The 22,565-nt window shown below is 42.0% G+C and carries 22 protein-coding genes; 2 read left to right on the forward strand and 20 right to left on the reverse strand.

Going from position 1 to position 22,565, the window contains the following annotated elements; genetic code table 11:
• The first annotated feature begins 139 nt into the window (after positions 1 to 139).
• Complete coding sequence (locus KTO63_RS02520; protein ID WP_217789549.1) at positions 140 to 2,995, forward strand: TonB-dependent receptor; 2,856 nt, start codon at positions 140 to 142, stop codon at positions 2,993 to 2,995.
• Between the two features lie 321 nt (positions 2,996 to 3,316).
• Here KTO63_RS02520 and KTO63_RS02525 read toward each other — a convergent pair whose 3' ends face one another.
• The 20 genes from KTO63_RS02525 to KTO63_RS02615 form a co-directional block, all read right to left on the reverse strand.
• Positions 3,317 to 3,940 carry a hypothetical protein gene (locus KTO63_RS02525; RefSeq protein ID WP_217789550.1) on the reverse strand — a complete coding sequence of 208 codons (624 nt, stop codon included), beginning with the start codon at positions 3,938 to 3,940 and terminating at the stop codon, positions 3,317 to 3,319.
• Positions 3,941 to 4,187: 247 nt separating this feature from the next.
• Positions 4,188 to 5,264, reverse strand: coding sequence for a TlpA disulfide reductase family protein (locus tag KTO63_RS02530; protein WP_217789551.1), 1,077 nt, complete (start codon positions 5,262 to 5,264; stop codon positions 4,188 to 4,190).
• 6 nt (positions 5,265 to 5,270) lie between these two features.
• The gene (hisIE, locus tag KTO63_RS02535; protein WP_232372993.1) at positions 5,271 to 5,897 is read right to left on the reverse strand and encodes a bifunctional phosphoribosyl-AMP cyclohydrolase/phosphoribosyl-ATP diphosphatase HisIE; all 627 of its coding nucleotides are present in this window, start codon (positions 5,895 to 5,897) and stop codon (positions 5,271 to 5,273) included.
• Between the two features lie 73 nt (positions 5,898 to 5,970).
• Positions 5,971 to 6,729: an imidazole glycerol phosphate synthase subunit HisF gene (hisF, locus tag KTO63_RS02540; RefSeq protein WP_217789552.1), complete on the reverse strand. Its 759-nt coding sequence runs from the start codon at positions 6,727 to 6,729 to the stop codon at positions 5,971 to 5,973.
• 45 nt (positions 6,730 to 6,774) lie between these two features.
• Positions 6,775 to 7,191, reverse strand: coding sequence for a type II toxin-antitoxin system VapC family toxin (locus KTO63_RS02545; protein WP_217789553.1), 417 nt, complete (start codon positions 7,189 to 7,191; stop codon positions 6,775 to 6,777).
• The gene (locus KTO63_RS02550; protein WP_217789554.1) at positions 7,191 to 7,442 is read right to left on the reverse strand and encodes a DUF6364 family protein; all 252 of its coding nucleotides are present in this window, start codon (positions 7,440 to 7,442) and stop codon (positions 7,191 to 7,193) included. The genes KTO63_RS02545 and KTO63_RS02550 overlap by 1 nt, the downstream gene beginning before the upstream one ends.
• A 179-nt stretch (positions 7,443 to 7,621) precedes the next feature.
• The gene (hisA, locus tag KTO63_RS26195; protein WP_232372994.1) at positions 7,622 to 8,341 is read right to left on the reverse strand and encodes a 1-(5-phosphoribosyl)-5-[(5-phosphoribosylamino)methylideneamino]imidazole-4-carboxamide isomerase; all 720 of its coding nucleotides are present in this window, start codon (positions 8,339 to 8,341) and stop codon (positions 7,622 to 7,624) included.
• A complete protein-coding gene (locus KTO63_RS26200) occupies positions 8,341 to 8,754 on the reverse strand; it encodes a GNAT family N-acetyltransferase (protein ID WP_232372995.1) in 414 nt (137 codons plus the stop codon). The genes hisA and KTO63_RS26200 overlap by 1 nt, the downstream gene beginning before the upstream one ends.
• A complete protein-coding gene (locus KTO63_RS02560) occupies positions 8,754 to 10,166 on the reverse strand; it encodes a pyridoxal phosphate-dependent decarboxylase family protein (RefSeq protein WP_217789555.1) in 1,413 nt (470 codons plus the stop codon). The genes KTO63_RS26200 and KTO63_RS02560 overlap by 1 nt, the downstream gene beginning before the upstream one ends.
• 168 nt (positions 10,167 to 10,334) lie before the next feature.
• Positions 10,335 to 10,931, reverse strand: coding sequence for an imidazole glycerol phosphate synthase subunit HisH (gene hisH, locus KTO63_RS02565; RefSeq protein WP_217789556.1), 597 nt, complete (start codon positions 10,929 to 10,931; stop codon positions 10,335 to 10,337).
• Between the two features lie 59 nt (positions 10,932 to 10,990).
• A complete protein-coding gene (gene trpA / locus KTO63_RS02570) occupies positions 10,991 to 11,761 on the reverse strand; it encodes a tryptophan synthase subunit alpha (protein WP_217789557.1) in 771 nt (256 codons plus the stop codon).
• A gap of 101 nt (positions 11,762 to 11,862) precedes the next feature.
• The gene (gene trpB, locus KTO63_RS02575) at positions 11,863 to 13,053 is read right to left on the reverse strand and encodes a tryptophan synthase subunit beta (protein ID WP_217789558.1); all 1,191 of its coding nucleotides are present in this window, start codon (positions 13,051 to 13,053) and stop codon (positions 11,863 to 11,865) included.
• Positions 13,054 to 13,197: 144 nt separating this feature from the next.
• Positions 13,198 to 13,686: a GNAT family N-acetyltransferase gene (locus KTO63_RS02580; protein ID WP_217789559.1), complete on the reverse strand. Its 489-nt coding sequence runs from the start codon at positions 13,684 to 13,686 to the stop codon at positions 13,198 to 13,200.
• Between the two features lie 10 nt (positions 13,687 to 13,696).
• The gene (locus tag KTO63_RS02585) at positions 13,697 to 14,326 is read right to left on the reverse strand and encodes a phosphoribosylanthranilate isomerase (RefSeq protein ID WP_217789560.1); all 630 of its coding nucleotides are present in this window, start codon (positions 14,324 to 14,326) and stop codon (positions 13,697 to 13,699) included.
• The gene (gene trpC / locus KTO63_RS02590) at positions 14,323 to 15,120 is read right to left on the reverse strand and encodes an indole-3-glycerol phosphate synthase TrpC (protein WP_217789561.1); all 798 of its coding nucleotides are present in this window, start codon (positions 15,118 to 15,120) and stop codon (positions 14,323 to 14,325) included. The genes KTO63_RS02585 and trpC overlap by 4 nt, the downstream gene beginning before the upstream one ends.
• A gap of 89 nt (positions 15,121 to 15,209) precedes the next feature.
• Entirely contained in the window at positions 15,210 to 15,653 is a 444-nt protein-coding gene (locus KTO63_RS02595; protein WP_217789562.1) for a GNAT family N-acetyltransferase, read from the reverse strand.
• On the reverse strand, positions 15,650 to 16,642 hold the full coding sequence (trpD, locus tag KTO63_RS02600) for an anthranilate phosphoribosyltransferase (protein WP_217789563.1): 993 nt from the start codon (positions 16,640 to 16,642) through the stop codon (positions 15,650 to 15,652). Before trpD ends, KTO63_RS02595 begins: the two co-directional genes overlap by 4 nt.
• 125 nt (positions 16,643 to 16,767) lie before the next feature.
• Positions 16,768 to 17,385, reverse strand: coding sequence for an anthranilate synthase component II (locus KTO63_RS02605; RefSeq protein ID WP_217789564.1), 618 nt, complete (start codon positions 17,383 to 17,385; stop codon positions 16,768 to 16,770).
• A gap of 26 nt (positions 17,386 to 17,411) precedes the next feature.
• Positions 17,412 to 18,833, reverse strand: a complete 1,422-nt coding sequence (locus KTO63_RS02610; protein ID WP_217789565.1) for an anthranilate synthase component I family protein — start codon at positions 18,831 to 18,833, stop codon at positions 17,412 to 17,414.
• 500 nt (positions 18,834 to 19,333) lie between these two features.
• Positions 19,334 to 19,840 (reverse strand): YdeI/OmpD-associated family protein, encoded by a 507-nt coding sequence (locus KTO63_RS02615; RefSeq protein ID WP_217789566.1) that lies wholly within the window; start codon positions 19,838 to 19,840, stop codon positions 19,334 to 19,336.
• A gap of 218 nt (positions 19,841 to 20,058) precedes the next feature.
• Between KTO63_RS02615 and KTO63_RS02620 the strand changes: the two genes are divergently transcribed.
• Positions 20,059 to 22,299, forward strand: coding sequence for a glycoside hydrolase family 3 N-terminal domain-containing protein (locus tag KTO63_RS02620; protein WP_217789567.1), 2,241 nt, complete (start codon positions 20,059 to 20,061; stop codon positions 22,297 to 22,299).
• Positions 22,300 to 22,565: the final 266 nt, after the last annotated feature.

Below are 22,565 nucleotides of genomic sequence, written 5' to 3' on the forward strand. Positions count from 1 at the left end.
GGTAATAGCATATAGGTACAAACCCTTATTACCCGCTCGTAACAATGGTTTCAGACGCTGTATGTGTAAATTTATTTTTTGGAGACATGATTTTAATACATATTTTGCCGACACAATATACCTAACCAAATTTGCCAATATGAGATTGAGCCGTTTACTACTATGTTTGCTTGTCCTCTCTTTTTCAACGATTGCCTCTTTCGCTCAGGTTACTATTACCGGAAACGTAAAAAATGCGTCATCAAGTGAAAATGTTGCTGCTGCGTCCATTGCCATTAAGGGCACAGGAACCGGTACGTTCACAGATGAAAAAGGAAATTTTAAACTGGTATCAAAAAAAAATCCACCGTTCACAATAGTGGTGAGTTCTGTGGGTTATGAGCCAAGAGAAGTAATTGTAACAAGTGCAAGCCCTGTTAATGTTGTACTTGAACCGGCAGTATCGCTCGGTTCAGAAATAGTTGTATCTGCCAGCCGTGTTCCGGAAAGAATCCTGGAATCACCGGTTTCTATTGAGCGTGTCAACGCAGCCAGCATCAGAGTTGCACCTGCCACATCGTATTACGATATCATTGGCAACCTGAAGGGCGTTGACATGACAACTTCCAGCTTAACTTTTAAAACGCCGAGTACGCGTGGTTTCAACGCCAGTGGTAACACCCGTTTGAACCAGATCGTAGATGGTATGGATAACCAGGCTCCGGGCCTCAACTTTTCTGTGGGCGGTGTTATCGGTCTTACAGAATTGGATGTTGAAAGCATGGAACTGCTGGGTGGTGCATCTTCTGCATTGTACGGTCCCGGTGGCATGAACGGAACTATCCTTATCAACAGCAAAGATCCATTCAAATATCCAGGTCTTAGTGCGCAGGTAAAAGGTGGAGTAATGAACATTAACAGCCCGGTAAGAAGCACTTCTGCTTACCAGGACTACTCTCTCAGATGGGCGCAAAAAATTTCAGATAAATTCGCTTTCAAAATAGCCGGACAATATATGCAGGCTAACGACTGGGCGCCTTATGACAGCTCCAACTACGATGCAATTGCATTCAAAGGTAAAGCCGGCAACCGCACAACCGATCCAAACTATAACGGTGTGAATGTTTATGGTGATGAAACAACTGTTGATATCAGAAGCTCACAGTCTCCTTTTATCCAGGGAGTAATAGCTACTTTGCCTGCGGCACAACAGCCATTGGTTACGCAAATTATGACACCGTTTTTAACCTCTCCTTTCAGTGTTTCGAGAACAGGTTACAACGAGGCTGATATTATTGATCCGAAAACCTATAACCTCAAAATTTCCGGAGGTCTTTATTATAAGATCACCCACGACCTGATGGCTTCTATTTCCGGTTATTGGGGAACGGGTAGCACTGTATATACAGGTAGTGACAGATATGCTTTGAAGGACCTTAAAATGGGTCAGTATAAAGTAGAACTAAAGTCTAAAAACTGGTTCCTGAGAGGTTATACCACACAGGAAAATTCAGGTAAATCTTACAACGCAACGGTAAGTACACGTCTTACAAATGAAGCGTGGAAACCAAGTTATAATCCAGGCAATCCAACAGGCAGCTGGTACCCACAATATGCAGGCGCCTTTGTGCAAGGAGCTGTAACCGTATGGCAACAAGCTTACGCGGCTGCCCTGCAGGCTGGCCAGAGCCAACAACAAGCTGCCGCTACAGCAGAAGCTGCTGTGGTAGCCAATGCCACTGTTTTGAATAATGCCGCAAGAGGATACGCGGATCAGGGCAGACCTGCTGCAGGAAGCACTGAATTTAAAAACAACTTTAACTCCGTTATTACCAAACCAATTCCACAAGGTGGTTTGTTTGTTGACCGCTCAGATCTTTACATGGTAGAAGGCCAGTACAACCTGACAGAGCCTTTGAATCTGCAAAGCAAGGGAACAGACATCCTTGTTGGTGGCAACTGGAAACAATATGTGTTGAATTCACAGGGAACCATTTTTGCTGATACAACAGGCAAAATCAAGATCAACGAGGTTGGCGTATACGCTCAGATCTCTCAGAAATTATTTGGTGATGCGTTGAAACTGACCGCATCCGGCAGATATGATAAGAACGAAAACTTTGAAGGTAAATTCACTCCGCGTTTCTCTGCTGTTGTAAAGGTGGCGAAAGATCAAAACATCCGTTTGTCTTATCAAACAGCGTACAGGTTCCCAACTACACAAAACCAGTGGATTAACCTGCAAACAGGTACAGCCTTCCTTATCGGAGGTTTACCACAGTTGAGAGAAGGTCACCACTTCGATACCAATCCTGTTTACACGCAAGACAGCTATATTAATTTTGCCGGCACCGGTGATCCTTCCAAATTGGTTGTTCAGCAGTTTAAAACATACAAACCAGAAACATCTAACTCATATGAAATTGGTTACAAAGGTTTGATTGCAAACAAACTGATGTTCGATGTTTACGGTTACTATGCACACTATAAAGATTTTCTTGGTAGAATAAACGTAGTTCAGTCATCTAATGGCGAAATTTCCGGCCTTGCAAACCCTGTTTTCTACTCTGTTGCGGTTAACAGCGCATCTAGTGTAAACACTTACGGTTACGGTCTTTCTCTGGAATATTTGCTTAGAAACAATTTCTCTATCAATGGAAACTTCTATTCCGACGATATCACTGACGTTCCTGCAAACTTCCAGGCACAGTTCAACACGCCGAAATACCGCACCAACATTGGCCTTGCGAACAGCGGCTTTGGCTGGAAAAAAAGAATGGGCTTTAACGTAGTGTACAGATGGCAGGATGCTTACTACAACGAGAGCACTTTCATCAATGGTAACGTAAATGCGTTCAGCACGCTGGATGCAATGATCAGCCTGAAATTGCCGGACATCAAATCGATGATCAAATTGGGTGGCACAAACATTACCAACCACTACTATCTGAACTCTTACGGCAACCCACGCATAGGTGGCTTGTATTACGTGAGTTTCGCATACAACGTGCTATAGTGAGCACGCTGATGACGCAGATCAGACTGATTTACGCTGATTAATTTCTAATCTTACTTTATATAGCAAAGGCTTCGACAATGTCGGAGCCTTTTGCTTTTTATACAGATACAACCCGAGGTTTATGTTTTAGAATTTACCACTAAGGCACTAAGTACACCAAGTTCCACTAAGTAGTTTCCGATGAAGCACGTTTTCTCAGTGAAGCTTAGTGCCCTTAGTGCCTTAGTGGTGAAAAAAAAGCCTGTTTCATGATGAAGGTGAATGCGATTCGCCCTCTACCCATTTTCAAATTTTCAAATCACCACATTTTCAAATTGATCACTGCCTTTCATAAAGCACCACCTTGTTCGGGTCCAGCAACGGATGATGCCCTTCCAGGCCTTTGGCAGTGAGCCGCAGAGGGAAATTGTCAAACGTCACTTCCGCAACCCAGGGTTCCAATTCAAACTCAAAGTAATTTTTATTGGTTACTTTAAAAGAAGATATCCGCTCTGGGCATAACTCAAAAACCACGTACAGACTGTCTGCACTTTTCATTGGAACAGTGGCTATGCCGTTGTTATCAGTTCTGCCAAAGTTTTGCTCCTTGCTGCTCTTGGCAAGACAGCTCAGGTAGGACAGTAAATTGCGATCGGGATTCGAAAATTTTATAGTGAGGTCTTTGCCGGGGTGTTGTTCGCTTTTTACCAGCTTAAAACTGCTTATGTGTTTTTCATTGCTGTTTAAAATAATGGAATCTCCTTTCTGATGCCATTTTCCCTTGCCGAACCTGTCAACAGCGCCGTAACTGTAATAGAATTCAAATGTGCTGTCGTCTTTTAAAGCGAAGGCACTGGCGGTTTCCATTACACCGTGCATGTAATATTCGCCAACAGCGGATGGTTGCTGGGCTTGCAGACTAGTCATTGCAAAAAACAATAAAGGGGTTATGAAGGCTTTCATTGCAGCGTCCATTTAGAGGAACGCTGAATTAATAACATTATAACAGGTGGAAATGTTTGCTTCAAAAGCCGATCAATGCCAGCAGAAATTAGATTTGAAATCCACTGCCGCTTAGTTAAGAAATATTTCGCAATCACCATTCCCATTTAACAAGGCTTCGACAAGCTCAGCCTGACGGCTTGTTCGCGCTGTCAGGTCGAGTTTGTCGAAGCCTTCTCGTTAACTGAACGACATCAAATATCAATCATTAATTACACCCCAGCAACTCGCACAACTTTTCTTCCAGCGCCGCTCCACGCAGATCGCGGCCAACAATGTTTCCTTTGGGATCAATTAGAAAGTTTTGAGGAATGCTTTGCACTTTGTACATGGTAGCCACCTCATTTTGCCAGTACTTAAGATCGCTCAGTTGCGTCCATGACAGACCGTCGTCTTTAATGGCTTTCAACCACGCATCTTTGTTTTTGTCAAGTGAGATGCCCAGTACTGTGAAGTTTTTATTCTTAAATCTGTTGAAAGCTGTTACAACGTTCGGGTTCTCCATTCTGCACGGACCGCACCAGCTAGCCCAGAAATCCACCAGCACATATTTACCTTTGAAAGAAGACAACGAAACGGGTTTGCCCTGTGTATCGTTTTGGGTAAACTCAGGCGCTTTGCTACCAATGGCTCCGAAGTTTTTATCGGCCAATTGTTTGCCCAAATATTTACCAAAGAAACTATTCTGAGATTCGGGTGCCAGTTTGTTATAACGCGTCTCCAATGCCACCGCATCTTCGCTTAATTGCGATGTAACGAGCAACACAAAAGGAGAAACGCTTGAAGCAGGTTTCTTTGTAATGAACGCATCCACTTCCGCAAACACCTCGCCAATGGTAGCACTGATCGAAGCCTGCAAACTATCTGTCATACCAGACATTTGAGCCTTCTGATTATCCGCGCCAAGTTTATCAAAATAAGGATTGAATGTTTTTTGAAACTCATCAAAGTCTGCCTGGGCAGGCGATCCGGCCACCTTAATATTTTTTACATCGTTGATATCGCCGGTTGCCGTGGTCTTTGAATTATCGAGGAATAAGACTGTTTTCTTCTGTTGCGGAGTGAACACAAGGTAATAGAGCGTTGCGTCCTTCAAATCACCCTTTAAGGTGAAACTGGTTTTAGCTGAAGTTGTTTTGCAAACGGTATCCTTCGGATTATTTGCATCAATCAGAAAAACCCTGGATTTATCTTGCAGCCCTGTCACATTTCCATTCATCTCAAAACCTTTCTGTGCATGCAAGGCAAGAGGTAAAAAAGCCAATATTCCTGCGATTCTTTTCATAGTTATTTATTTAGAATGTCGGGCCTTTAACACTTCAAGTACATCATTCAAACTGTAACCTTTTGCATTGATTAACAGCAAATAATGAAACAAAAGATCGGCCGCTTCGCCCAAAAATAGGTCTTTATTATCATCTTTCGCCTCGATCACCAACTCAACCGCTTCTTCTCCTACTTTCTGGGCAACTTTATTGATTCCGCGTGACAATAATTTTGCCACATATGATTCTTCAGGCTTCGTTTTTTTACGCAGGTTGATGATTTCTTCCAGGTAAAAAAGAAAATCTTCGGAATGATTTTTTTCACTCCAGCAAGTGTCCGCACCGGTATGGCAAACCGGCCCAACGGGATGGGCTTTGATCAACAGTGTATCATTGTCGCAATCAACCGCCAGAGAACGAAGCTCAAGGAAGTTGCCGCTCTCCTCGCCTTTTGTCCATAAACGTTTTTTGCTGCGACTGTAAAAAGTCACTTTGCCGGTTTCTTCCGTTTTCTTCAACGCTTCTTCATTTACAAAGCCAAGCATCAGCACCTTCAAAGTACTGTTGTCCTGCACGATCGCAGGCACCAAACCATCGGAGTATTTACTGTAGTCGATCTTCATAATTGTATAAGTGAGAACGCAGATTTTCATGATTGTGATGATTTTTATGATTTTATCAAATCTTGATAGATCATAACAATCATGAGAATCTGCGTTCCTGTATTTAAATCCTTACGTTAATGTTCTTCCCTTTCAAATAGCTTTTCAAATCAGGAATAGCAATTTCCTTGAAGTGAAAAATACTGGCTGCGAGTGCGGCATCCGCGTATGCATTTTCAAACACGTCGGTGAAATGCTCCATCTTACCGCCGCCGCCGCTTGCAATCACCGGAACCGGCAATTGCGTTGCCAAAGTTCGGGTAATATCCAATGCAAAACCCTGCTTTGTGCCATCGTGGTTCATGGAAGTAAGCAATATTTCTCCCGCACCGAGATCAACCGCCTCTTTCGCCCAATCCACGCATTTTTTTTCTGTCTTGGTACGACCACCGTTTAAGTACACATACCACTCGCCATCTTCTTCTTTCTTTGTATCAATAGCCAACACTACGCATTGACTACCGAACTCTTTCGCCAGGTCATTGATCAATTGAGGATTCTTGAACGCCGCAGTATTCACCGAAATTTTATCGGCCCCATTTTGCAGCAACGCACTCACGTCCTCTACGCTGCTAATACCACCGCCCACTGTAAATGGAATGTTTACATGATGCGCAATCCGGTTCACCAACTCTCTCAGTGTTTTGCGTTTTTCAACTGTTGCTGTGATGTCAAGAAACACCAGCTCGTCTGCACCTTGTTTTGCATACAATGCACCCAGCTCAACCGGATCACCGGCATCACGAAGGTCAACAAAGTTTGTCCCTTTTACGGTGCGCCCATCCTTTATATCGAGGCAAGGTATTATTCTCTTAGTCAGCATAGTTATTTGAAAATTTTAAGTAAGTCGCAGTAGAATAACGATTAATCATTGCTCAATTTTTGCAATAAATTCTTCTGCGGTCAATGCAGGAATATTGGAAAGTTTAAAATCCTTTTTATTTCTGGTAATAATATACTTAACACCTGGACTATTAAGAGACGTTTGATATTGTACTGCATCTTCGAAGTCGGCGAACTCACTGTCTAATGCCAGCAGCAAGTCCTTATGATTAGTCTCCGCTATCTCTACAAAAGAAAGTAATTTTCGTATCACCTTTTTTGCTTCTGTTTTGCTTTTATGCCAGCCTGCAACATAATAAACATTTACAAGGCTAACAGCAGAGGTTATTCCTGTAATATTTCCGTTTGCGCACCAGATTAGCAATTGTTCAGCGTGATCTGCATGCTCTTCACGTTCAAGAATTAGATCAAGAAAGATATTGGTGTCGATAAATATTTTCATTACTTCAAATGCTTTTTAACTATTCTTTCATATTTCTCATCTTTCCAATCTATTCTATCATCAACACCTTTCAAAATTCCCCGCAGGCTTTTGACTACGGATGCTTTATCATCTTTTTTTGGAGAACCAAATTCATTCATCAAAAACTCCTCGACCATCTTGGATATGTTAATGCTCTTGTCAAGGCGAGCCTTTTTCTTGATATTATCAATCAAGGTAGAATCTATTGATAAAGTTAACTTTGCTTTCATAATTCAAATATACGTATAATTATAGTTTTTTAAAAAATCGTACGTATAAAAATCAACTTCTAGTTTCTACGATTTTATCTAAATTTTAAGACCCAGATTCACCACTAAGGCACTAAGCCGCACTAAGGGTTCTCTTAGTGAAACTTAGTGGCCTTAGTGTCTTAGTGGTAACCGAAGCGCTACACAGCCAACCTCTTTAAGTCATTAATAGCAATTCGTCCCTCGTAAATGGCCTTGCCAATAATCACTCCAGTACAGCCTATTTCACGCAAAGCGTGTACATCGTCACTCCCGCTCACTCCGCCACTAGCTATAAAATGCAACGAAGGAAACTTCGCAATAATATTTTTATACAAATCAATCGAAGGACCTTCCAACTTTCCATCCTTACTCACATCCGTACAAAAGATCTGTTGCACGCCGTGATTGATATACTTTTCAATGAAGTCGTAAATCCACACATCGGTCGTCTCCAACCAACCTCCAACAGCAATCTTTTCATCCTTTACATCTGCACCCAGCAAAAATTTTTCGGCACCAAACTTTTGTAACCACTGCACAAAAGTCTTTTCGTCTTTAACAGCAATACTTCCCACGGTTGCCAATGCAGCACCGGAGTCAAACACTACTTTTACATCTTCCTCCTTTTTTATACCGCCGCCAAAATCAATTGTGAGCGAAGTTTTGGAAGCAATTGTTTCCAAAACCTTCCAGTTCTTCACCGCACCGGCTTTTGCACCATCAAGATCAACGAGATGCAGACGCTGTAAACCTGCATCTTCAAACTCTTTCGCTACTTCAAGCGGATGCTCGTTGTAAATTTTCTTTTGATCGTAATCACCTTGTGTTAAGCGAACACATTTGCCATCAATAATATCAATCGCTGGAATTATTTCCATTACAATAATTGTTTTTCCATTTTAATAAATTCATGTCCATCTTGTAACCATGTGTTACCGGTCACCTGCATTCCAAATTTCTCATAAAGCTTTTTTGCGCTCACTCTTGCATTGCACCAGATAGAAGTGCAATGCCGGTCCTTCGCAAGCTTCATCACATAGTCAAGTAACTGCTTACCGTATCCTTTGCCCTGGTACAGTTCTTTCGTTGCAAATTTCCTGAATTGCATAATATTGTTTCGAACAAAAACAGATATCACAGCAATCAACTCACCGTTTACATACAGCCCCAGGTGATCGCCTTCTTCATCATCTTTAAGCCGCACCTGTTCGATGGAAAACGCAGGATACATAACCTCTCTGCGCATTTCCAAAACATCTTCCAAAGGTGCATCCTTTATCAACTTTTCCATTACAAAGTGTTTAACAAATCAAATACTTTATTCAGTTCCACCACAGCAATGTCAACATCTTCCTGCGTAGTGCGCCAGTTCACAAATGCGGCGCGGATGCAAGACATACCTTTGTAGATTGTTGGTGTCATGAACACTTTCCCACGTTTATTCAATTCAGCTAAAACTGCCATGATCTTTTCTTTCCGGCCTTTCTCTTCCTTCACGGTAAAGCAAACTGTGTTCAAGCGCACCGGTGCCGCAAGCGTATAACCATCCGACTGATTGATCAACTCGCCAAATATCAAAGCCTGCTCAATATTTGTCTCTACAATATTTTTATACCCTTCTTCGCCATAAGCCATCAATGTAAACCAAGCCGGTAAAGCCCTGAAACGACGGGAGTTTTCAGGCACGTAGTTCAAATAATTAAAGTCATCAAGTGCATTACCAAGATAGGGTGCATTTGAATTTTGAAATGTTTGCACCTGTAATATGGCATGCTCTTTTCTCGTGAAAACAACTGCACTGTCATACGGCACATTCATCCATTTGTGATTATCAACAGTAATACTGTCGGCATTTTCCCAGCCTTTCAACAAGTGTTTGCGGGAATCACTACAAGCAGCAAATCCACCGAAGGCGGCATCCACATGCCACCAGAAATTGTATTGTTTTTTCAGCGCTGCAATTTCCTGCATATCGTCAAAATCAACTGTATTCACCGTTCCTCCGCTTGCAATCAAAATAAATGGCTCGTCAGGTGTTTTTTCTATCAGGACTTTTAATGCATTTACATCCATGCATTCCCTGTCTTCCAAAGTCGGCACACTGATGATATTCTTGCTTCCAATGCCAAGCATCGCGAGCGATTTAACAGACGACGAGTGAGGAACAGAAGTATATATTTTTATTCCGGGCTGAATTCCTTCAAGTGCAACATCATAGCCTTTTTGTTTACCGAACCATTGTCTCGCAACGGCTAATGCAGAGAAGTTTGACATCGTTGCACCAGTTACAAAAGCGCCCATAAATACATCCGGTAAGCCGAACAGTTGCAGCAACAATTGAACAGTATGCATTTCAAGCATGGCCGAAACATCACCGTTGCCTTTTGCATTTTGCGTGTTCTGATCAAATACAGAGGTTAGCCAGTCGCCAGCAATTGCCGCAGGTGTAGTACCACCTGTCACAAAGCCATAATACCTCGGCCCGGAAGAAGCAATAATGTTATGCAAAAATTCTTTTTCAAATAATTGCTGTGTTTGTATCGCACCCAATCCTTCTTTTGACAACAGTGGCAAATGATGTGAAGGCTGATCAATGCTAACGGGCCTTTCATCCAATCGCTGCAAATACGAAATACTCAATCGCTTTGCAGCATCGAGTATCTGTTCTATTTGCGCATTGTCATTTGCGAGATTTCTATTCATTTCTACTAACATATCGCTCCTACGGAGCTGGTTATATGAGGGTGATATAACTTGTTGTTCTACGAACGTTTTGCCCCTACGGAGCTGAGGGCGAATGCCACTCGCCCCTACCATTTTCAATTTTCCCCGCCTGACTGACGCAGTCGGGCAGGAACTTTCAATTCTCTCCTACTTTATTCCCAGACAAAAATTTTTCAAAATCTGCTCGCCCACTTCAGCGCTTTTTTCCGGGTGAAATTGAGCCCCGTAAAAATTGCCTTTGTGTAAGGCAGAACTATAAGGTTTTATATAATTGGTCGTTGCTATCGTGTGTGGCCCTAGCGCTGCATGATAACCGTGAACAAAATAGCAATAGCTGTTTTCTTTCACATTGCTGAACAACGCTGTTTTCAAATCGTAAATATTGTTCCAACCAATTTGCGGGATCTTTTCCAGCGCCTCGGAAGGTTTGAACTTAGTAACGCGTTCATCAAAAATATTTAAACAAGGAGTGTCGTTTTCTTCGCTGTAAGAACACATCAACTGCATGCCAAGGCAAATACCCAACACAGGCTGTGTAAGGTTTTGCAACACTTCATCCAAGCCTCTTTCCTTCAAATATTTCATTGCGTTGCTTGCTTCCCCAACACCGGGAAATATCACCTTATCCGCCTCTTTGATTTGTGCATGATCATCCGTAACAACCGCTTCCACTCCTATCCTTTCCAGTGCGTACAAAACCGACTGAATATTTCCTGCGTTGTATTTTACAATTGTGAGTTTCATGTAAAAAGTAAAAATGAAAAAGTAAAAAGTAAAAAGTAAAAAGCTTGACACTAGTTTATCTACGCTAATACATTAGCGATAAACTTCTTTGTATCTGCTTTGATGTCTGATGAATTTTCCAATGCTTTGACAAATGCGCTTCCAATGATTGCACCATTGGAATGCTTGCTTGCCGATTCAAATGTTTGTTTGTCTTTTATACCAAAACCCACCAACACTGGATTATTTAACTGTAAATTCTTTAATCGTTGCAAATATGTTTCAACTGCTCCAAAGTCTTTATCATTACCGGTTGTAGACGAAGAAGACACCGCGTATAAAAATCCGGTACTTAGTGCGTCCAATTCCTTTACTCTCTTCTCAGAGGTCTCAGGCGTTACGAGAAAAATAAAATCAAGTCCGTATTTTTTTATGATCGCCCCATACTCTGTTTCAAACTCGTATTGAGGTAAATCAGGCAAAATCAAACCATCAATACCTACTGCCGCCGCATCTGAACAGAACTTTTCAAAACCATACTGCATTACAGGATTCATGTAACCCATTAATATAACGGGGACCGTAACGGTTTTGCGAAAGTCTTTGAGCTGTTTGAACAATGTTGCGATCGTCATCCCATTGCTTAATGCAATCGAACCGCTGTGTTGAATAACCGGACCATCCGCCAATGGATCGCTATACGGCATTCCGAGTTCAATCAAATCTGCGCCGCTTTCCTGCAATGCCTGCATTACTTCCAAAGTGCTGTCTAGCTTAGGATAACCAGCCGTACAGTAAACATTGAGCACTTTGCTGTTTTTATTTTTAAAAACCTGTTCTATACGATTCATCGAATAATAATTGAATAACTGATTAACTGAATAACTGAAACTTTAATAAATGTTGTTCCCAACATTTTCAAATCTTCAAATTCACAAATTTTCAAATTGCCTTACGCATCCATGCGATTCATGTAAGTGGCCAAGTCCTTATCTCCGCGACCACTCAGGCAAAGCACTACAACGTTTTTTTCGTTTAGTTGCAATTGATTCAATCCGGCGAGTGCATGGGCAGATTCCAATGCAGGAATGATGCCTTCCAATTTGCAAAGATTAAATGCCGCCTGTACAGACTCATCATCTGTGGCACTTAAGAATTTACCACGGCCGCTGTCAAAAAGATGTGCATGCAATGGCCCGATGCCCGGATAATCCAAACCTGCTGAAATACTGTGTGGCTCTACAACCTGCCCGTCTTCTGTTTGCATCACAATACTCTTGCTACCGTGCAAAACTCCTGCTGTACCGAGTTGTGTGGTAGCTGCACTGTGCCCGCTGTTAACGCCAAGACCGGCTGCTTCAACGGCTACCAATTGCACTTGCGGTTCGTCGAGAAAATGATAAAAAGCTCCGGCTGCATTGCTACCACCACCAACACAGGCAACAACGTGCGTAGGCAATTCGCTGCCTGTTTTTTCTTTTAACTGCCATCTCGTTTCTTCGCTTATCACACTTTGAAAACGTGCCACCATGTCCGGGTAAGGGTGCGGCCCTACCACACTGCCAATTACATAGTGCGTATCTGTCGGATTGTTGATCCAATCGCGAATAGCTTCATTGGTTGCATCTTTCAGCGTTTGGCTACCACTTGTTGCAGGCATTACTTTTGCCCCGAGCATTTTCATGCGGGCAACGTTTGGTGCTTGTCTTTCAATGTCCTTCACTCCCATGTACACAATGCATTCAATTCCTTTCAATGCACATACGGTTGCAGTTGCCACACCATGCTGACCTGCACCTGTTTCTGCAATAATACGTTTCTTACCAAGGCGCTGTGCCAGTAACACTTGTCCAATCGCATTGTTGATTTTGTGTGCTCCGGTATGGTTAAGGTCTTCTCTTTTTAAGTAAATGTTTGTATTGAACTGTTTGCTCAAACGTTCTGCTAAAAACAATGGCGTTGGCCTGCCAACATAGTCTTTCAGCAAAGCATTAAACTCCTCACGGAAACCTTTTTCATACATGATTTCCAAATATTTCGACTGTAGTTCTTCTACATTGCGGTGCAACATCTCAGGAATGTAAGCACCTCCAAATTTTCCATAATAGCCCTTTGTATCAGGCGATGTGAATGTTTGTTTCATTTTATATTATTTCACGCAAAGCAACATAAGAAGCAAAGGCACAAAGGCAACAAGTTATTATGAGCTTTGTTAAAAGAGATATGTTTAAAAAATCAGGCTCCTCATTTTCAAATTCTCAAATCTTCAAATTTTCAAATTTGCGGTTTACAACGTAAGCTGCAAAAACTTCAAGTCAAGCCATCGGTCAAACTTATAGCCAACCTGTTTGAACAATCCTACTTCTTCGAAGCCGAATTTTTTATGCAGGTTAATGCTGATATCGTTTGTAGCATCAATGCCCGCAACGATCACGTGCATGTTCAGCTTTTTTGCCGCATCAATCAATGGCTGCATGAGCAACTTGCTTATGCCCTTGCCTCTTGCTTTTTCTGCCACATAAATAAGATTTTCAACGGTAAATTTATATCCTGTCCAAGGCCTGAAAGGCCCAATGGAACTGAATCCCATCACTTCTCCGTTTTCTTCGGCAACAAACACCGGAAAGCCTTGTTCTTTCTTTGTGGCGAACCATTGCTGGCGCATTTCCAATGTATGCGGGTTGTAGTCATATACGGCGGTGGTGTTTAATATCGCATCATTGTATATTTCCAGTATTTGCGGCAAATCGGCATCTGTGGCTTCTCTTACTATCATGTGAAATTTATTACGACAACTCTTTAATAAATGTTTTTACCTTCTGCATGTCCTTTACTCCAGGACTTACTTCAAATTTGCTATTGATATCTACAGCAAACAAAGCTTTCGACGATGGCTCTTTTGCAAACTCTTTCAGTTTCTCAACATCATCAGGTTGTATGCCACCACTCAGGAAATACGGTTTACCGATAGTGACGTTTTTCAATTGGTTCCAGTCAAATTTCTTTCCCGTACCTCCGTAACCCGCGCCCATTGTATCGAACATAAACATGTCACACACATCCATATAAGGTTTGATCATCCACTCGATACTATCGTTTTCACTCAGGCGGAATGCTTTTACTACCGAGATATAATCTGCAATGCGTTCGCAGTAGCGGGGCGATTCATCGCCATGCAACTGCACCATGTGCAAACCGCATTCATCTACCATGTGCAATACTTCTTCTACCGGTGCATTTACAAACACGCCTACTTTGTTGATGTTCTTAATCTTCTTCAACTGCAAAAGACTCATCTGTTTGAAAATGTACCTGGGCGATTTCGGATAAAAAATAAATCCCGCAAATGTAGCGCCGATGCTTTCTAGTTCAGCTACTTGCTCCGGTTGCATCATGCCGCAGACTTTTACTCTCATGTTCTTGTCGATTGGTTTTTAAGTTGTGAAACGAATGTGGCGAAAGCCTTTGAGGGGTCAGCCTCTTTCATAAAATTCTCGCCGATCAAAAATCCACGAAATCCGTTTTGTTTAAAAATATTGATATTTTCAATTGAACTGATACCACTCTCTGCAACTTTTATCTTATCTGCCGGTATCTTTTTCGACATGGCAATGCTGCGCTCTATATCTACGATAAATGTTTTCAAATTTCTGTTATTCACCCCTACAATTTCTGTTTCGTTGCAAATGTGTTGCAACTCTTCTTCGTCATGTAATTCAAGTAATACTTCCAATGACAATGACTTTGCAAATGCTGCCAAACGTTTTACTTCTTCTGGCGTAAGGCAAGCTGCTATCAGCAAAATTACATCAGCTCCCATTGACTTCGCCTCCACTATCTGGTACTCATCTATGATAAAATCTTTTCGCAAAATAGGAATATTGTTCACCCTTGCTTTGATCAGGTCTTCAGTCGTCCCTCCAAAAAATATCTCGTCTGTCAACACCGATAAACAGGATGCTCCATTTGCTCTGTAAGCGCTTGTAACTTCTACCACATCAGCAGTTCCATTGATCATTCCTTTTGATGGCGACTTTCTCTTAAACTCTGCAATGATGCCCGTTCTATCTTCGTCGAGCAAAAACTGTTTCAGAGAAAATGTCTCTCTTCCAAAGAACTCGCTCTGTTTCAATTCGTCTACGGATTTTTTCGCTTTCCTTTCTGCTACTTCAATTTTCTTCTGCTCAATTATTTTATCTAAAATGTTCATCTTTATAAGTTAAAAGTCAAAATTAAAAAGTCAAAAGTCGAAAGCTGAAAGCCAAAAAATGTTCAAAAAGTCGCACATATTTTGACTTTTTACTTTTTACTTTTGAATTCCATACACACCTTAATATTATTCCTCACCGTCACCTCAAATCCTAATCGTTTATAAAAAGCTTCCGCTCTTTCGTTAACCGCCAAAACCTCAAGTCTTATTGGCTTCTGCAACGCTACTGCTCTTTCAATTAGCTTTTTCAAAATATCTGCTCCAATTCCCTTTTGCTGGTATTCGTTTACAATCAGGATATTCTTTAAAAATATTTCGTTATCATTTTCCTGTACTTCCAGTAGCCCTATACAATGATCTTCTGCAATGATGAACTCGATATTTTGAGGCTTATAGTTTTTAAATACAAATTGTCGCTGCCATTCTTCGTCCCATCCAAACATCTTTTCAACATAAGGTTTGATCGACCTTTTCTTTATGTCGAAAATCAATTCGCTGTCACCATTCATGGCGCGGATCAATCTGTATGTCATTGCATTGCTATTAATTTTTGCAAGCTTTCGTAAGCTTTGCCACTTTCCAGGCTTTCCACTGCCGCGTTATAAGCGGCCTCGTAATCTCCGTATTTCCCCGAGCCATTCAATGCCATTGCAGCATTTGCAAATACCACTGCGTTCTGCGCCCACGTTCCTTTTCCCTGGATTACTTTAAGAAAAATCTTCGCGGCTTCTTCCGGTGAATTGCCACCATAAATATCGGATGCATTTACCATTCTTTTACCTAATTGCTCCGGTGTCATGATGCGCTCACCGCGATTGGTGATCACTTTGGTATCGTTTGTCAGAGAAATTTCATCATACCCGTCGAGACTGTGGATGATGGCAAATTCACGGTTGGTTTGTTGCAACAAATACGTGTATATCCTTGCCATTTCAAGGTTGTACACACCTACCAATTGAAACGCAGGATTCGCGGGGTTCACCATTGGCCCAAGCATGTTGAAGAATGTCCTCACTGCAAGATTCTTGCGGATCGGGGCAACTGTTTTCAATGCCGGGTGAAATATTGGTGCGTGCAAAAAGCAAATATTTGCCTCGTCCACTTCCCTTTGTAGCGCTCCATTATCTGACTTGAATTTGTAACCCAGCTGCTCCATTACATTTGAGGCTCCGCTTACCGATGTTGCGCCGTAATTGCCGTGTTTGGCAACTTTGTGCCCGGCACCTGCTACCACAAAACATGAAAGTGTAGAGATGTTAAATGTATTTTTTCCATCACCACCGGTTCCAACAATGTCAATTACTTTGTGACCATTCAGGTCAACTTTCACACACAGTTCCAGCAATGCATCTCCAAAACCCTGCAATTCGGCAATGGTAATGCTGCGCATTAAAAACACCGTTACAAATGCGGTTATTTCGTGTTCGTTGTACTGTCCGCGACTAATGTTTACCAGCACATCCTTTGCCTGCTCGCGGCTCAGCGTTTTATGTTCGAATAAATATTGTAAAATCTTTTTCATTTTGCTTTTTTGTTTAACACCCGATTCAATCACCATTTCTGTTTCAATTCATCTCGCCGTTTGGGCATCAGGGCGAATGCGATTCGCCCCTACGCACTCCATTTTCAATTTTCAACTTTCAATTTTCAATTAATCTCCAGCCAATTCCTCAAAATCTTCTCGCCCATTGGTGTTAAAACGCTTTCTGGGTGGAACTGTACCCCTTGCACGTCATATTTTTTATGGCGCAATGCCATGATAAAACCGTTTTCATCTTCAGCGGTAATTTCCAGCTCTTCGGGAAATCCCTTTTTATCTATCACCCATGAATGATAACGGCCAACTTCCAATTCTGCTGGTAAATTATTGAACACTTCGTTGGTGCCTTTCGGTGCAACTTTCTTTTGCATGATGTTCGTTGCCACACCGTGATAAACTGTTGACAGGTTTGTAAGATTTCCACCAAATGCCTGTCCTATCGCCTGATGGCCAAGACATACGCCCAGTATGGATTTCGTTGGTGCATACTGTTTGATCAAAGGCAACAACAAACCTGCTTCTTCAGGAATGCCTGGACCCGGTGATAAAATGATTTTGTCATATTGATCAACGTCTGCCAGTGCAATTTTATCATTGCGGTAAACGTCCACTTTTGTGTGTGTTATTTTCTCTACAAGATGCACGAGGTTATAAGTGAATGAATCGTAATTATCAAACACCAATATTTTTCCTACGCCTTTATTATCTGTTGTATTATTAGCCATGATTGTGTTTTAATTGACGCCCAAAATCAAATTGTTTCTGCAAACTCGATAGCCTTTTTCAATGCACCCAGTTTGTTGTTTACCTCTTGCAATTCATGTTCAGGATTGCTTGCAGATACTACGCCCGCTCCGCCCTGGTAAGTAAGCGTATTGTCTTTGCTTAAGAATGTGCGGATCATAATTGCGTGGTTGCAACTGCCATCAAATCCCATAAAGCCAATGCCTCCACCGTAATAACTGCGGCTTGTTGGTTCGTATGAATCGATCAGCTGCATAGCTTTGATCTTTGGCGCTCCGCTTAATGTACCCGCCGGAAATGTTTTCGCAAGTAGTTCGAACGGATTGCTTTCAGGACGCACTTTCCCGGTTACTTCACTAACCAAATGAATTACATGCGAGTAGTATTGCACCTGCTTGTAGTGAACCACCTGCACATCATCACACAAGCGGCTAAGATCGTTGCGGGCAAGATCCACGAGCATTACGTGTTCCGCATTTTCTTTGGGGTCATTTCTTAAACGCTCAGTTTCGCGTGCGTCAATTTCATCGTTGCCGGTTCTTTTGAAAGTGCCGGCAATCGGGTGTACAACCGCTTTGCCGTTTTGTATGATCAGTTGCGCCTCAGGACTTGAGCCCATTAATTTGTAATCGCCGTAATCGAAGAAGAATAAATAAGGAGAAGGATTGATGCTGCGAAGTGCGCGGTACACATTGAATTCATCGCCGGTGAACTTCTGCTGGAATCTTCTGCTGAGCACGATCTGAAACACATCTCCACGGAAACAACTCTGGATGCCTTTCTTCACCATATCCATGTAATCTGTGTCACTCATGTTCCTTCCTTCTTCACCTTGCGCCGCAAATGGATACACCGGAATGTCGCGGCTGCGTATCAGCGATTCTACTACGCTGAGTTCGCTCTCGATGCCGTCAATTTTATTTTCGCAAATGAACAGTTCGTCTTTAAAGTGATTAATGGCAATCACATATTGGTATAACCTGTATCGCATCAACGGAATGGTCGGTTGCTGACCATTGCCAACGTTGAGTTTTACAGTATCAAAGAATTGCACCGCGTCGAAAGTGGTGTAGCCATAAAGCCCTTGTGCAAATCTTGCTTCTTTAAGCATGCTTGAACCTTCGGCAATCTCAAAGCGCTTCATAAAGTTCCATAGGTGCTTCGGTACTTCTTCCGTGGTTTTGATGGGTAATTTTTCGGGTGATTGGCCGGGTAGTTTGAATTCCAGGCTTTCTTTTGAAGTGATTTCCATTCCGGCAATTGCGTTGATGCCGATGAATGAGTAGCTGTTTTCTGCTACGTGGTGGTCAGTGCTTTCAAGCAGGATCGTGTCGCGAAACCTGTCCCTTAACCTGAGGTAGATGCCTACCGGCGTAAATACATCTGCCAGCATTTTTTTTACTTCCGTTCTTATTGCAATTCGTTTCATTCGGTGACTAATGGATGTTTTTTTGACTGTTGTTTCTAATTCGCCTCGCTATCCGGAACTAAATAAAAAAGCCCCGAATACTTCGGGGCCTGATATAATGCGTTTATATAAACATGAAAATGACATTACACAACCCCGGAAGAGTTTGTATGCCACCACCACTGAATATTTATTACTTGTTTTTTCATTGCAAGGCAAAAATGAACCTCATTTTCCAAACCACCAAATTTTTTGAAAAGAATTTTAAGAAACAGAGGAACAATTAGATAATTTGAAAATTTGAAGATTTGAAAATGGAAAGGCAGGAACGCAGATTTTCATGATTTTCAAGATTAGTCAAGATTTATAGCACACAGATGACGCTGATTAGACTGATTTTCACCGATTTTTTTCTGAGGATGCAACCAACAACTGATAAGCAGACGGAAGGTTGTTATTACTTCCTCCGCCACACAGAAAGCATTCTCAACTCTCAACTCTCAATTCTCAACTCTCAATTCTCAACTCCCCCTGTCTCTCTCATAATGCAGCATCTCCGGATAAGTCATTCCATTGATCAAGGCATGGACCACTTGTGCAGTTCGCTTGTCCTGTGTAGGACTTGTTTTTGCAGCCAATATCCATTTTACAAAATAGTTTCTATGTGAGCCCGGTAGACTATTAAAATGTGCAATGGCTTTGGGTTCATCTTCGATGCATTCCATGAACCATGATGGAATTTCAAATGGCTTGTCTATCTCCAATATCACCATCAGTTTATCGCCTTTTTGCTTTTTGATTCCTTTGCGCATGTTGGCGTTCAATGCCAGGATAAAATTGCCTTCGCCCATCGGCAACAATGATGCACCTTCAAACTCATAATTATCCAGCTTTCCCTTTACGCGAAATGATTTTTTGTTGCCTGGAGAAAGTTTCTGCGCCAAAGCAGCAGGCACTTCAATGTAGGTCCAGCCGGTCTTTTCGCCCTGCGAGTTGAAACGAAGAATGGTGGTGCTGAATTTTACCATAGACTAAAATTAAAAAGTAAAAATTCAAAATTCAAAACGTTCGCTCCGTCGCATCATTTTTGACTTTTGAATTTTTACTTTTGCCTTTTCTTGTACTTTTTTAATCTCTCAGCTAAAATACCGTCAGCATTGGATTATAAAATTCAAACCGTCATTTGAAGCAACCAAACTTCTGTTTACATTAGTGCATTACAATAACACAACCAACATTTTTACGAATGAAACAGCTTGCTATCGCCACGGTGGGATTAATGCTATCTCACTTTTCCTTCGGGCAAACTCCTGCTGACAAACAAAAGGTAGAATCACTTCTTAAACAAATGACGCTGGAAGAAAAAGTAGGTCAAATGACACAGGTTACACTCGGTGTTGTTGCTACTGCGGAAGACGGCGTGCTTGATCCTTCCGCCTTGAAAAAAGCAGTTGTTGATTATCGCGTCGGTTCTATTTTGAATGTAACAAACCACGCATTGTCGGTCGATCAATGGGGCAAAGTGATCACTCAAATACAAGATGAAACAAAGAACAGTCGTTTGAAAATTCCTGTGCTATATGGCCTTGACGGCATTCATGGTCAAACATATACTTTGGATGCAACGCTGTTTCCACAAAATATAGGCATGGCCGCCACACGTAATCCTGAGCTTGCAAAAGCAGTTACGAAAGTGGCAGCGAAAGAATTGCGTGCTTCTGGTGTACGCTGGAACTTCGCACCGGTGCTGGACCTTGGCCGCCAGCCGTTGTGGTCAAGATTTCCGGAGACATATGGTGAAGATGTGTACATCGGTAAAACGATGGGCGCAACAGTCATTAAAGCCTATGAGGAAGATGGACTACGCAATCCAACCGCAGTAGCAAGCTGTATGAAACATTACCTGGGCTACTCTGCATCAAGAACCGGCAAGGACCGCACTCCTATTTACATGCCGGAGATTGAAATGCGCGAATATTATTTGCCACAATTCCGCGAAGCAGTGAAAGCTGGCGCTTCCACGGTGATGATCAATTCAAGCGAGATCAACGGCACGCCTGTTCATGCAAGCAAGTATTTGCTGACAGATGTTTTGCGCAAAGAACTCGGTTTTGAAGGCATTATCGTAACAGATTGGGAAGATATTAAACGTCTCAACGACAGGCATTTTGTTGCATCAACTCCAAGAGCCGCAGTAGCGATGGCTGTGAATGCAGGTATTGACATGAGCATGGTGCCTACTGATTTTTCTTTTTATGACCTGCTGATTGAAGCAGTAAAGAAAAATGAGGTGCCAATGACCCGCATTGATGATGCTGTTCGCAGGATACTTTTGTTGAAAGCAAAGCTTGGTTTGTTCGATAACCCATATCCTGAAAAAAACGCGGCTGCAAATTTCGGCAAGCCCGAATATCAAAGACTGGCATTGGACGCGGCTCACGAAGCAATGACTTTGTTGAAAAACGATGGCAATATTTTACCTATACCTAAAACCGCAAAAATATTGGTAGCCGGTCCGGCGGCACAAAGCATCAGCGCTTTAAATGGTTGCTGGAGCTACACATGGCAGGGCAAAGATGAAACCTGGTACCCAAAGGACAGCAAAACAATCTTTCAATCAATTTCTGATAAAATTGGCGCTGCCAACGTAACGACGACTACAGCCAAAGGCTTTGATGCTCCGCAAAATTTTGATACCACCGCATTAAAAACAGCTGCTGCAAATGCTTCTGCAATCATTTTATGTCTTGGTGAAAATGCCTATGCAGAAAGTCCGGGCAATATCACCGACCTTGCTTTGCCTGAGAACCAAATCAATTTAGCGAAGGCTGCGTGGGCAACCGGCAAACCTGTTATTCTTGTTCTTACAGAAGGAAGACCACGTTTTATTACAAACATTGAACCTCAAATGAAGGGCGTACTCATGGCTTACTGGAGCGGTAAAAAAACAGGTGAAGCAATTGCCGACGTTTTATTTGGCGACTACAACCCAAGCGGAAAATTGCCATACAGCTATCCTCGCAGCATGGGCGAAATAGTGATGTATGATCGGAAGCCCACAGAAGAAATCCGTGAAATCTTTAACTCCGATATGACGATGGATGGTTATAAACCTTTGTTTGCTTTTGGAGCTGGTTTGAGCTACACCACTTTTGAATACGGTGATATTCAACTAAGCTCTAAGCAATTAAAAGGTGCTGCAAAATTAACTGTCAGCATCACTGTAAAAAACACTGGCAGCCGCGATGGCAAGCATACTGTAGAACTTTACACGCATGATCAATATGCAAGCATTACACCAAGCATTCAGCGCCTGAGAGCATTTCAAAAGATCGATTTAAAAGCGGGTGAAAGTAAAACGGTCACGTTTACTCTTGACAAAAATGACCTTGCGTTTGTAAACGAAAAATTGAAGACAATAACAGAACCGGGAGATTTTGACGTAATGATAGGCAATAAAAAAGCGACTTTTACGTATATACAGTAGAAAAGGCCTCTTACGTCTCTAACCCATCCATTATAGTTTAGCCGTTACAGCGATGTAGCGGCTTTTTTTGGCACACAGATGACACGGATTAGACGGATTTACACTGATTTTTTTATATGGTTAAAGACTAAATAATAGAAAACCCAGGATTAGCTTTGCTGCTCAAGATGAAGAAAAAAATCTGTGCACATCTGCTTAATCAGCGTCATCTGCGTGCCTTCAAAAAGATCCGTGTAAATCCGTCTAATCCGTGTCATCCGTGTGCT

It is taken from the genome of Pinibacter aurantiacus, from assembly GCF_019130065.1.
In the GTDB taxonomy this organism is placed as follows: domain Bacteria; phylum Bacteroidota; class Bacteroidia; order Chitinophagales; family Chitinophagaceae; genus Pinibacter; species Pinibacter aurantiacus.